The following is a 9,813-nucleotide window of genomic DNA, read 5'->3' as shown; positions in this document are numbered from 1 at the left end:
ATACCAATGACGATGGAGACGAAGATGACCGCATGCATCGTGGGCTGGGCGCATTCGCGTTTCGGCAAGCTGGAAGGCGAGACGCTGGAAAGCCTGATCACGCAGGTTGCCACCGAGGCGCTGGCGCATGCGGGCGTCGGGCCGGAAGATGTCGACGAGATCGTGCTCGGCCATTTCAATGCCGGCTTCTCCGCCCAGGATTTCACCGCGAGCCTTGTGCTGCAGGCCGACGACCGCCTGCGTTTCAAGCCGGCGACGCGTGTCGAAAATGCCTGCGCCACCGGCTCTGCCGCCGTGCGCCAGGGCATCCGTGCCGTCAATGCCGGCCAGCGCATCGTGCTGGTGGTCGGCGCCGAACAGATGACCACGACACCGGGACCGGAGATCGGCAAGAACCTGTTGCGCGCCTCCTATCTGCCCGAGGATGGCGACACCCCGGCTGGCTTTGCCGGCGTCTTCGGCAAGATCGCCCAGGCCTATTTCCAGCGTTATGGCGACCAGTCCGATGCGCTGGCGATGATCGCTGCCAAGAACCACAAGAACGGCGTCGAAAACCCGTACGCCCAGATGCGCAAGGATTTCGGCTTCGACTTCTGCCGCCAGGAGAGCGAGAAGAACCCGTTTGTCGCCGGCCCGCTGAAGCGCACCGACTGCTCTCTCGTCTCCGACGGTGCGGCAGCCCTGGTGCTGACCGATGCGACCACGGCGCTGAAGATGAAGCGTGCGATTGCTTTCCGCGCCAACGAGCATGTGCAGGACTTCCTGCCGATGTCGAAGCGCGACATCCTGCAGTTCGAAGGTTGCGAGTTGGCCTGGAACCAGGCGTTGAAGGCGGCGGGCGTTTCGCTCGACGACCTGTCCTTCGTCGAGACGCATGACTGCTTCACCATCGCCGAGCTGATCGAATATGAGGCCATGGGGCTTGCGCCGCGCGGCGAGGGTGCCCGCGTCGTCATGGAGGGCATCACCGCTAGGGATGGCCGCCTGCCGGTCAATCCCTCGGGTGGTCTCAAGGCCAAGGGGCATCCGATCGGTGCGACCGGCGTGTCGATGCATGTCTTGACCGCGATGCAGCTTGCCGGCGAGGCCGGCGGCATCCAGGTCAAGGACGCCAGGCTCGGCGGCATCTTCAACATGGGCGGTGCCGCGGTCGCCAACTACGTGTCGATCCTGGACCGCATCAGATGAGGCATTCGGCCGTCGTCATCGGCGGTGCGTCGGGCATCGGCCTTGCCGTGGCCGAGCGCCTGGTATCAGATGGATGGCCGGTGGCAATGATCGATGGCGATGCGGCAGCCCTTGCCGCTGCCGCAGACGCAATCGACAATGACGATGTCCTCTTCATCGAGGCCGACCCGACAGACGAGGACAATGTCGCCGAAGCGTTCGACCAGGTGGTCGACAGCCTTGGTCTCATTGGCGGACTGGTGGCGGTGGCCGGCTTCGACCGGCATGCAAGTGCCGAAGACACCAGTGCTGAAATGTTGCGCGAAGCGCTCGACGTCAATCTGGTCGGGCCGTTCATCGCCGCCCATGCCGCGCTCGAGCGGATGGGGGCGTCCCTGTCCATCGTCAATGTCGGTTCGGTCGCCGGCCTGCGCGCGCATCGCGGCAGGCTCGCCGTCGCCGCCTCGCAGGCCGGGCTGAAGCTGATGTCTGAGGTGCTGGCGCTGGAGGTCGGCAATCGTGGCGTTCGTGTCAACGCCGTCGCAGCCGGGCCGACCGAGATCGAAGCGGATGGCAATGGCAGCGGGATCGCGCCGCGGCTGATGCCGCAGGGCCGTTATGCCGAGCCCGAGGAGATCGCCGCCGCGGTTGCCTTCCTGCTGTCGCCGGAAGCAAGTTATGTCAACGGTCATACGCTCGCAGTGGATGGCGGATTCCTCGCCGCCGCGCTATCGGGTGACAAGGCATGATGCTGCACGGCTAGTCGGGCAGGCGTCACGCCCGGCAAAAATCGTCCGCTAGCGCATGAAGGCACGTTGAAAATGGCAAATCCGGTTCTTGTCGAGGTGCTGCGCGGCGACCTCGTTGAAAGCGTGCATCGTGGTGCGGTGGTCGTCGTCGACGGCGACGGCAAGCAGGTCTGGGCCATGGGCGATGCGCAGCAACAGGTCTTCCCGCGCTCGGCGGTCAAGGCGATCCAGGCGCTGCCTTTCGTCGAAAGCGGCACGGCCGATGCATATGGCTTCGGCGATCGTGAACTGGCGCTGGCCTGTTCCTCGCATTCCGGCGAAGTCGCCCATGCCGAGCTTGCCAATGCCATGCTCGCCAAGGCCGGCCTCGACGTCGATGCGCTCGAATGCGGCGCGCACTGGCCGTCCAATCACGGCGCCACCATCGCGCTGGCCCGCAGCGGCGCCTCGCCAAGTGCGCTGCACAACAATTGCTCGGGCAAGCATTCCGCCTTCGTCTGCACCTGCCGCCACCTCGGCATCGCGCATCAGGGTTATGTCAGGCCCGAGCATCGTTTCCAGGAGATGGTTCGCGAGACGATGGAAGCGGTAACAGGAGCCCGGCACGACGAGGCCAATCGCGGCATTGACGGCTGTTCGATCCCGACCTTTGCCGTGCCGCTGCAAAACCTTGCCTTGGGGTTCGCGCGCATGGTCACCGGCAATGGTCTCGGCGCGGACCGGGCAGGGGCTGCACGCCGGCTGATGTCGGCCTGCATGAGCGAACCTTTTCTGGTCGCTGGAACCGACAGGGCCGATACGGAGTTGATGCAGACTGCACCCGGACGGATCTTCGTCAAGGTCGGCGCCGAAGGCGTGTTTTGCGCGGCCGTGCCCGAACTTGGGCTCGGCATTGCGTTGAAATGCGACGACGGCGCCGGCAGGGCGGCCGAGGTCATGATCGCGGCGGCTCTGGCCAGGCTTCTGGCCGCTGATGAAGCGCTGTCCGGCACCATGAAAAAGGCTGCCAATCCTGTGCTCAGGAACTGGAACGGCATTGAAGTTGCGTCGCTTCGGCCCAGCGCTGCATTCGGCTGAGGACGCAATGGGCGGGTCAGCGTGGCTGGCTTGTTATCCATGCAGCGAACACCTAGGTTCGGTTGATGAGCAGAGCTTTTACCCGCGAAGACGATAGCGAAAACGTAATCGCCGACATCGGCGAGCGGCCGGTCAGTGCGTCGCGAAACCTGGTCACAGAGCAAGGCCTCGCCCATATCGAGGCCCAGCTCGCCAGCCTGCGCGAGGATCTGGCCAAGGCCGAGGCCGATGCCGACCGCGAGCGCATTGCGACCGTGTCGCGCGACCTGCGCTATTGGCAGTCGCGCCGCGAGACGGCAGAGGTGTCCGTTCCCGAGCCTGACAGCACGGTCGTCCGCTTCGGCATGAAGGTTGTCATCGAGGATGACAAGGGCAAGCGCAACGTCTGGCAGATCGTCGGCGAAGACGAGGCCGACGCCGCCAAGGGCCGCATCTCGCATGCCTCGCCGATGGCAGTCGCACTGTTCGGCAAATCGGTCGGCGACCTCGCCTCGGTCAACGGCCATGAATGGGAAATCGTCGAACTGGGCAGCTAGCTTTCGACCGGAACCGTGTGGTCGCGGAAGAATGCGGTGGCGCCAGCTTCATCGATTTCGCCGGCTGCGATCATGAGCACGAACTGGATAACGTCCTGTTGCGATGCCTCGACGCTCAAGCCATTGAAAAACAGAAACAAGTCCGCTGCGGCAAATGCCGTGCGCTTGTTGCCGTCGACAAAGGGATGGTTCTTGGCGATGCCGAACAGATAGGCCGCTGCCAGTTCGCATCGGTCCGGTGTGCCGTCAGCGACCTTTTGCAGCGGGCGCGCCAGCGCCGACTCCAGCATGTCCTCTGATCGAACGCCCGGTGCGCCACCGTGCAGGCGCAGCTGTTCGGCATGCAGCGCCTCGACGAATTGACGCGAGTGGAACTCGGTCATTTCGCCAGTGCGCGATAGGCAACCTCGTACTTCTTCATCCGTTCGCGCGCGATCTTCATCTTGCGCTCGAATTCCTCTGGGTCGTCCTGTGCCGGGCTGAGGCGCAATTCGTTGCCGTCTTCGGTGAGAACCAGCGTGTCGCCAGCCCTCAGATTGTGCCGCTCCAGCACCTCCTTCGGCAGGATCACGCCTTCCGAGTTTCCGATCTTGCGCACCGTCACATTCATGGCCAAGTCTCCATGTTATAACTTATGTATAACATGCCGACTCGCCGGAACCAAGCCCCGGCCGGAACCAAGCCATTGTCGCTTGCGTAGACCGCCACTATACCTTGCGGGTGGCCGCAGCTGCGGTCGGAAAATAGCATTGCCGGAGACAACGCCCATGGCGCAGGACGACAGCATTTTCATTGGTGCCAGCCGCAAGCCGGACGATAGCTATCAACGACCCGAAGAATTGCTGTTGAAATACGGCAATCGCCACGGCCTGGTTACAGGCGCGACCGGCACCGGCAAGACGGTGACGCTGCAGATACTGGCCGAGGGCTTCTCGAATGCCGGCGTTCCGGTGTTCTGCGCCGACATCAAGGGCGACCTGTCGGGCATCTCGATGATCGGCGAGGCCAAGGATTTTCTCACTGCCCGCGCCGAGGCGATCAAGCTCGACCCATATGAGTTCCAGGAATTCCCTGTCATCTTCTGGGACCTGTTCGGCGAACAGGGGCATCCCATCCGCGCGACCATTTCCGAAATGGGCCCGCTGCTTTTGTCGCGGCTGATGAACCTGACGGAGGCGCAGGAAGGCGTGCTCAACATCGCTTTCCGCATTGCCGACGAGGAAGGCCTGCTGCTGCTCGACATGAAGGACCTGCAGTCGCTCTTGGCCAACATCGCCGATCGGGCCGACGAAATCGGTACCCGCTATGGCAATATCACCAAGCCTTCGGTCGGCGCGATCCAGCGGTCGCTGCTGGTGCTCGAGCAGCAGGGCGGCAACCACTTCTTCGGCGAGCCGGCGCTGAAGATCGCCGACATCATGCGCACGACGCGCGACGGCCGCGGCGCGATCAACGTGCTGGCCGCCGACAAGCTGATGATGAACCCCAGGCTTTATGCCACCTTCCTGCTCTGGCTGCTGTCGGAGCTGTTCGAGGTGCTGCCCGAGGTCGGCGATCCCGACAAGCCGAAGCTGGTGTTCTTCTTCGACGAAGCCCACCTTCTGTTCGACGAGGCGCCGAAGATCGTCGTCGACCGGGTCGAGCAGGTCGTGCGCCTGATCCGCTCCAAGGGCGTCGGCGTCTATTTCGTCACCCAGAACCCGCTCGACGTCCCCGAAACCGTGCTCGCCCAGCTCGGCAACCGTGTCCAGCATGCGCTGCGCGCCTACACGCCGCGCGAGCAGAAGGCGGTAAAGACCGCTGCCGATACCTTCCGTCCGAACCCCGACTTCAACTGCGCCACCGCCATCACCCAGCTCGGCACCGGCGAGGCGTTGGTCTCGACGCTCGAGGCCAAGGGTGTGCCGTCCATGGTGCAGCGGACGCTGATCCGGCCGCCGGCATCGCGGCTCGGGCCGATCACGCCGCAAGAGCGCCAGAAGCTGATCAACGAAAGCCCTGTCGCCGGACAGTACGACCAGACGGTCGACCGCGAATCGGCCTTCGAGATGCTGCAGAAGAAAGCGCTCGAGGCGCAAAAGGCCCAGGAGCAGGCGCAGCAGCAGGCGAATACCGGCGGCGGCAGCGGCTGGACCATTCCGGGCTTTGGCAATGATGCGCCGGCGCCCAGTGGTCGCAACACCGGCAATGCGCCCAGGCCGCGAACCTCGAACCGGCAGACGGTGACGGAAGCTGCGCTGAAGTCGGTCGTGCGCTCCGTCGGCTCGTCGGTCGGCCGTGCGCTGGTGCGCGGCATTCTGGGCAGCCTGAAGAAGGGCTTTTGAAACACCCTGAGGCTCCAAAGAAAAACGGCGCGTCGATGACGCGCCGTTTTTCGTTGATGGGCCGCCCTGGGCTGGTCAGGCCATGCCGAGGCCGTTGGTGACCAGGATCGGCGTCTTGGACGGCACGCGGTCGTAGAGATCGATGATGTCCTGGTTCATCAGGCGCACGCAGCCCGACGACACCGACTTGCCGATCGTCCACCATTCCGGCGAACCATGGACGCGGTAGAGCGTGTCTTCGTTGTTCTGGAAGATGTAGAGCGCACGGGCGCCGAGAGGGTTGTTGAGCCCCGGGGCCATGCCGCCATTGCGGACGCTGTACTTCTCGAGTTCCGGCTGGCGGCCGATCATGTCGTCCGGCGGCGTCCACTTCGGCCACTTGCGCTTCCACTGGATGACGGCGCGGCCCTGCCAGGCAAAGCCGGCGCGGCCCAGGCCGACGCCGTAGCGGATCGCCTGGCCGTTTTCGCGCACGAGATAGAGGAAGTGGGTCGAGGTATCGACGACCAGCGTGCCAGGACGTTCGCCGGTCGGATCGGCGACGATCTGGCGAAGGAACTGGGGCTTCACCTTCTTGACCGGAATGCCGGGAACCTCATAGCCCTCGTCGCTGACCGGGCCATACATGTTGACGTAGTCGCCGAAGGCCGGATCGATGGTCGGCGTCGGCGGGACGATCTGAGGCGCTTGCACGAACTGGCCGCCGCCGCTGACGGTCGAGCAGGCCGAAAGCGCTGCCGTGGCAGCACCTGCGGCCGCCAGATTGAGAAAGCCGCGCCTCGTCAGAGGGCGGGATGAATCATGTGATATGGGCATGGCTGCGATCTAGGAGTCCAGTTCGAAAGAAATGGTGAATTCAAGGAAACGGTCGCGTTCCCCTAACGCTCACGGAGATAGGCAGGTCAAAATCAGACCTTAGGGTGGACAAAGCATGGCAACGATGTGACGCGCCAATCACTGTTGCGTTATGGCAACATGCCTGACCTATGGTTAGCTAACCAATTGTAACTAAACCTTCCAGCGACGGCAGGATCAGGGATGGTGGCAAGTCGCGGTACTCGTCCGGCTGGTCGGCGCGGTTGATCCAGACGGTACGGCAGCCGAATTTGGCGGCACCCGCAATGTCCCATCGATTGGACGACTGGAACGATATCGCTTCGGGATAGAGGCGCCAGCTGCTGGCCACCAGATCATACACCGACTGGTCCGTCTTGAAGCGGCGCACACTGTCGACGGAGAAGATCTCGTCCAGGATGAGGTCGAGCCCGGCAGAACGGGTGGCTGCCTCGAGCATGGCGGGCGAACCATTGGACAGGATCGCCAGCCTGGCGCCATTGTCCTTCAGGTTGCGCAGGACGGCAGGGACCTCCGGATAGCAATCGAGCCGCCAATAGGCGTCGAGCAGCTTGCTGCGCATGGCCGGATCGACGGAGGGCACCTTGCGGAAGGCGAAGTCGAGCGCCTGTTCGGTGAGCTGCCAGAAGTCGAGATAGGCGCCCATCAGGGTGCGGACCCAGGAATATTCGAGCTGCTTGGCCCGCCAGATCTCGGACAGCAGCTGGCCGTCCGGGCCGATGTCGGCGGCATGGCGGCGAACGGCGGCGTGCACGTCGAACAGCGTGCCATAGGCGTCGAATATGTAGGCGGCGTGGCGCATGCCTGTGGTTTTCCAACGGCTTGGCGGCGAGCGCAAGCACAACTATCGGCTGGCTCCAACATTTAGGCCTGCTGCCGGTTGACGGGGCCGGCCAAAGCCTTTTCGATGCCCGACACCAACAAGATGCGACGGGAAAAGACCATGACGCTCGCTGCGGCTGCACAATCCACGACCTGGACCTATGTCGATGGCGATTGGCACGAGGGCAATGTCGCGCTCATCGGCCCGCGCAGCCACGCCATGTGGCTTGGGTCCAGCGTCTTCGACGGCGGCCGCTGGTTCGAGGGCGTGGCGCCCGATCTTGAAGCGCATTCGCGGCGGGTCAACTCCTCGGCGATCGCGCTCGGTCTGAAGCCGACGATGAGCCCGGAGCAGATCGTCGGGCTGACCTGGGATGGGCTCAAGAAATTCGACGGCAAGACCGCCGTTTACATCAGGCCGATGTATTGGGCCGAGCATGGCGGCTACATGGGTGTCCCGGCGGACCCGTCTTCGACGCGGTTCTGCCTCTGCCTCTACGAATCACCGATGCTGCCGCCGACCGGATTTTCGATCGGCCTGTCGCCGTTTCGCCGCCCTAGCATGGAAACGATGCCGACCAACGCCAAGGCCGGCTGCCTTTATCCGAACAACGGCCGCGCCATCCTCGATGCCAAGATGCGCGGTTTCGACAATGCGCTGGTGCTCGACATGCTGGGCAACGTCGCCGAGACCGGATCGTCGAACATCTTCCTGGTCAAGAACGGCCAGGTGTTCACCCCGGCGCCGAATGGAACTTTCTTGTCCGGAATCACCCGCAGCCGGACAATGTCGTTGCTTGCCGAGAGCGGCCACACCGTTATCGAGAAGACGCTTTCGGTGCGCGAATTCCTCGAAGCCGACGAGATTTTCTCGACCGGAAACCATTCCAAGGTCGTTCCGGTGACGCGCATCGAAGACCGAAATCTGCAGCCGGGACCGGTAGCAAAAAAGTCTCGCGAGCTATATTGGGAGTGGGCTCACTCTACCGGCAAGGCCTGAGTGCAGCGAAGAAAAAACAGTGCCTCTCATCTGTTTCCAAGATGACGACGACCTATCTGTAGACGGCATAGTCATGCCGCGAAATTGCCAGCAAGGGAGTATGATCCATGGCTTTTGAATTGCCCGAATTGCCCTACGACTACGAGGCGCTGCAGCCCTTCATGTCGAAGGAGACGCTCGAGTACCATCACGACAAGCACCACAAGGCCTATGTCGACAACGGCAACAAGCTGGCTGCCGAAGCGGGCATGGACAAGCTGTCGCTGGAAGAGGTGGTGAAGCAGTCGTTCGGCAAGAACGCCGGCCTGTTCAACAACGCCGCCCAGCACTACAACCACGTCCACTTCTGGAAGTGGATGAAGAAGGGCGGCGGCGGCAACAAGCTGCCAGGCGCACTGCAGAAGGCCGTCGATGCCGATCTCGGCGGTTACGACAAGTTCAAGGCCGACTTCATCGCTGCCGGCACCACGCAGTTCGGCTCGGGCTGGGCCTGGCTGTCGGTCAAGGATGGCAAGCTCGCCATCTCCAAGACCCCGAACGGCGAGAACCCGCTGGTTCACGGCGCGACCCCGATCCTCGGCGTCGACGTCTGGGAGCACTCCTACTACATCGACTATCGCAATGCCCGTCCGAAGTATCTCGAGGCATTCGTCGACAGCCTGATCAACTGGGACTACGTGCTCGAGCTCTACGAAAAGGCCTGAGCCGCAGACCCGCCCGGTCGCATCCCCTGATGTGACCGGTGACAGGCCGACGCATCTGAAACCCCGGCAACCGCCGGGGTTTTTGCGTTTGGGTGGAAATGTTCGAAAAACTCTAACAGTCACGGAAGCGTGAAGAGAATTTCAGGACGAATTCGGCCAGTTTCGCCGTTGGCCCTAGGCACACCACCGCAGCATTCGCCGATGTGATTGCTGACCGCCAGGCAGTGATGAAGGAAAATGCGAAGCAAGTCGGCACACTGGTGAAGATGGTGAAGGGCGAGGGCGCCGTTCGATGCGGCGGCTGTCGTCGCCGCCCTGACCGCGCTCAACGACAACGTCCAGAAGATCGACGTGGCAGCGTCGTTCCCCGCCGGCAGCGACAAGGGCGACACCACCGCCTCGCCGAAGATCTGGGAAGACCTGGCCGGCTTCCAGGCCCAGGTCGACAAGTTCAAGGAAGTCACTGCCGCCGCAGTCGCCAGCCCGGCTGCGGATCTGGATGCGTTGAAGGCGCAGGTCGGCACCATCGGCCAGACCTGCGGCACCTGCCACGAGGCGTTCCGCGTGAAGAAGGGCTGA

General features: G+C 63.3%; 11 protein-coding genes and 1 pseudogene. 8 read left to right on the top strand and 4 right to left on the bottom strand.

Features of this window, described 5'->3' with window-relative positions:
* Window positions 1–24 precede the first annotated feature (24 nt).
* The 4 genes from H5P29_RS24490 to H5P29_RS24475 all read left to right on the top strand — a co-directional run bounded on the left by H5P29_RS24490 (window position 25) and on the right by H5P29_RS24475 (window position 3,529).
* Complete coding sequence (locus tag H5P29_RS24490) at window positions 25–1,188, top strand: acetyl-CoA acetyltransferase (RefSeq protein ID WP_154384976.1); 1,164 nt, start codon at window positions 25–27, stop codon at window positions 1,186–1,188.
* Window positions 1,185–1,916: an SDR family NAD(P)-dependent oxidoreductase gene (locus H5P29_RS24485; protein ID WP_067964392.1), complete on the top strand. Its 732-nt coding sequence runs from the start codon at window positions 1,185–1,187 to the stop codon at window positions 1,914–1,916. Before H5P29_RS24490 ends, H5P29_RS24485 begins: the two co-directional genes overlap by 4 nt.
* A 72-nt stretch (window positions 1,917–1,988) precedes the next feature.
* Window positions 1,989–2,993 (top strand): asparaginase, encoded by a 1,005-nt coding sequence (locus H5P29_RS24480; RefSeq protein ID WP_067964390.1) that lies wholly within the window; start codon window positions 1,989–1,991, stop codon window positions 2,991–2,993.
* A gap of 65 nt (window positions 2,994–3,058) precedes the next feature.
* Window positions 3,059–3,529, top strand: a complete 471-nt coding sequence (locus tag H5P29_RS24475; RefSeq protein WP_067964388.1) for a GreA/GreB family elongation factor — start codon at window positions 3,059–3,061, stop codon at window positions 3,527–3,529.
* On the opposite strand, the gene H5P29_RS24470 is transcribed toward H5P29_RS24475, so the two are convergent.
* Complete coding sequence (locus tag H5P29_RS24470; protein WP_154384977.1) at window positions 3,526–3,912, bottom strand: type II toxin-antitoxin system death-on-curing family toxin; 387 nt, start codon at window positions 3,910–3,912, stop codon at window positions 3,526–3,528. The genes H5P29_RS24475 and H5P29_RS24470 overlap by 4 nt on opposite strands.
* Complete coding sequence (locus H5P29_RS24465) at window positions 3,909–4,139, bottom strand: AbrB/MazE/SpoVT family DNA-binding domain-containing protein (protein ID WP_067964384.1); 231 nt, start codon at window positions 4,137–4,139, stop codon at window positions 3,909–3,911. Before H5P29_RS24465 ends, H5P29_RS24470 begins: the two co-directional genes overlap by 4 nt.
* A 157-nt stretch (window positions 4,140–4,296) precedes the next feature.
* On the opposite strand from H5P29_RS24465, the gene H5P29_RS24460 reads away from it, so the two are divergent.
* Window positions 4,297–5,853, top strand: coding sequence for a helicase HerA-like C-terminal domain-containing protein (locus H5P29_RS24460; protein ID WP_067964382.1), 1,557 nt, complete (start codon window positions 4,297–4,299; stop codon window positions 5,851–5,853).
* A gap of 75 nt (window positions 5,854–5,928) precedes the next feature.
* Here the strand turns inward: H5P29_RS24460 and H5P29_RS24455 are convergent, their stop codons facing one another.
* On the bottom strand, window positions 5,929–6,669 hold the full coding sequence (locus tag H5P29_RS24455; RefSeq protein ID WP_067964380.1) for a L,D-transpeptidase: 741 nt from the start codon (window positions 6,667–6,669) through the stop codon (window positions 5,929–5,931).
* Between the two features lie 178 nt (window positions 6,670–6,847).
* Window positions 6,848–7,510: a haloacid dehalogenase type II gene (locus H5P29_RS24450; protein ID WP_067964378.1), complete on the bottom strand. Its 663-nt coding sequence runs from the start codon at window positions 7,508–7,510 to the stop codon at window positions 6,848–6,850.
* 141 nt (window positions 7,511–7,651) lie between these two features.
* Between H5P29_RS24450 and H5P29_RS24445 the strand changes: the two genes are divergently transcribed.
* The 3 genes and pseudogenes from H5P29_RS24445 to H5P29_RS24435 all read left to right on the top strand — a co-directional run bounded on the left by H5P29_RS24445 (window position 7,652) and on the right by H5P29_RS24435 (window position 9,813).
* Window positions 7,652–8,530: a branched-chain amino acid aminotransferase gene (locus H5P29_RS24445; protein ID WP_067966913.1), complete on the top strand. Its 879-nt coding sequence runs from the start codon at window positions 7,652–7,654 to the stop codon at window positions 8,528–8,530.
* A gap of 107 nt (window positions 8,531–8,637) precedes the next feature.
* Complete coding sequence (locus H5P29_RS24440) at window positions 8,638–9,234, top strand: superoxide dismutase (RefSeq protein WP_067964376.1); 597 nt, start codon at window positions 8,638–8,640, stop codon at window positions 9,232–9,234.
* A 227-nt stretch (window positions 9,235–9,461) separates the two neighbouring features.
* Window positions 9,462–9,813, top strand: a pseudogene (locus H5P29_RS24435) (cytochrome c).

The organism is Aminobacter sp. MDW-2, assembly GCF_014250155.1.
Taxonomy (GTDB): Bacteria; Pseudomonadota; Alphaproteobacteria; order Rhizobiales; family Rhizobiaceae; genus Aminobacter; species Aminobacter ciceronei.
Note: the sequence above shows the minus strand (reverse complement) of the source record. Positions and strands in the feature narration are given on the sequence as shown.